1 protein-coding gene and 1 pseudogene are annotated in these 1,840 nt (G+C 31.0%); both read right to left on the bottom strand.

The genetic code is table 11. The annotated features are described in order from the left end of the window. Positions 1 to 1,109: pseudogene (locus HU235_RS12280) on the bottom strand (hypothetical protein); the annotation flags it as partial. Next, the coding region (locus HU235_RS12275; RefSeq protein ID WP_217451441.1) for a hypothetical protein at positions 1,106 to 1,840 on the bottom strand (735 nt) is incomplete at its 5' end. The pseudogene HU235_RS12280 and the gene HU235_RS12275, both read right to left, overlap by 4 nt.

Here is a 1,840-nt window from a genome sequence, read left to right as displayed (position 1 = left end):
TCTCTTAAGTGTCCATATCTACTAAACACCTTATAAAAATATGGATGAATCTCTTCTAACTCATCTGATTGTAATAGTTCTTTATACAAGTCAATTGATTCTTTGAACCTTTTCATCTCTTCAGATTCAAATACCTTTATCTTGTAAACTTTGATTAAGAAATCTCTCGCTTCTATAATATTACAATTTAACAGCCTTTCTACTACGTGTAGAATTGTTCCTGCAAATGGATAGCTTTCAGAATGACATTTATAAAGCCAATGACCATTTCCTAATTGTGACTTATATATAGAAGCACTTGGATTACTCTCTTCATGAAAGATATCAAGAAAGTTACTTTTTGTATCTACACCTAACAACAACCTCAAATCTTGCTTTTTCAAATATGATAATACTTCATTAGGTACTAATGTAACTGGCTTATTATTGATAACTAATTGAAGTTTAGAGATTTCTCTATTCTTTATTAGATTAATGTTACGTGCTGTTGCAGTTACACTACCTATTTCTAGTTTAGGGCTGTGTTGAACCCTATTGCAGGACATATTAATTAGATTATCCTTTATGTCCTGCAAAGGGGTTTCTAGAATTATGTCATCTACATTCAACCTATTATCATAATTGAAGTCATAAAGTTGATTCCCTCCAAAGAATAGTCTACTTCCATCTTTGCAGGACTGATCAGCATATGGATATTTATTTAATAAAAAGCTAATGATTGATTCAAATTGCGTATACTCATTAACTGGTCTGTCTAATGCGAATACCACACGAAACTTATTAACTGCTTCAGTATGACTGAACGTGGTATAGAGGAATGAAGCATGCTCTTGAAAGAATGTATCTTTTAAAGCCTCTTCAATCGTAAGACCTTCATCAAAATCTAAAGCTACTATTTCCTGAGATGCCCAGTTGGCTTTCGACCTTTTTAGTTCACCAGCAACATATTTAAATGTCGCTGGTGTAAATGTCTTACCATTTATTATTTCATTCGCTAATTGACTAACATCAATATCAACAGGATGTTTAATTATTCGATTATTTATTAAACCAATCTCATACCCTTGAGGTTTTTGATTGAATTGAAATTCATCAAGCATTAGTTTCATACTAAGCCACCATCCATTCCATCCTGTACAAATAGATGATTTCCTTGTAAATCACTTTCAAATACAGCTAAAGAGTGATTATTTTCAAATTTCTCTTTACTACTTTTATGACTAGGTTTAACTAACACATCACCATTCGCCATAATGTATAGTCTATCTTCTTCAAGATCTTCGATTTTCAATTTATGAAATACCAGCATCTCTTGAAATTTATTATTATCTATTTCTTCTCTCGCTTCCGCTCTTTTTTCATTAAAATGATGCAATAATTGTTTCAGAAATATATGGTGTTCTCCATGCTCATCTAAATAGTTTAGCATCTTAGATATTGCAAGAACCTTTCGTTCTAGTATTAATGGGAGTATATCATCAATACCATTTTCATATAGCAACTTTCTATCTTTGAGTAATGATTCAAAGGTAAAATATGGAATGTTCACTTTTCTATAAAATGCATTTGAAACTTCCATCATATAATTTCCGAATCGTGGATGTACAAAGACATCAACAATGTCAGGTAAATTAAAATAAACTTTTTGATTACTTTGATTATCTACATCATTGCCCTTAATGCATCTTCTGAGGTTACATACTCGATTATCATTCTTTTCTCCGTTAATATGATCAATCTCAATATTAGGATAAAGTAAAACATCCATTATTAATCTATGCATACGTATAGTTTTCTTCTTACCTTTTTGTGCAAGATAAGTTACAGCGTAACCATCTTT

Origin of the sequence: Metabacillus niabensis, from assembly GCF_902829255.1 — a bacterium.
GTDB classification, from domain to species: domain Bacteria; phylum Bacillota; class Bacilli; order Bacillales; family Bacillaceae; genus Metabacillus; species Metabacillus niabensis.
This window is presented reverse-complemented; position numbering and strand designations above follow the sequence as displayed.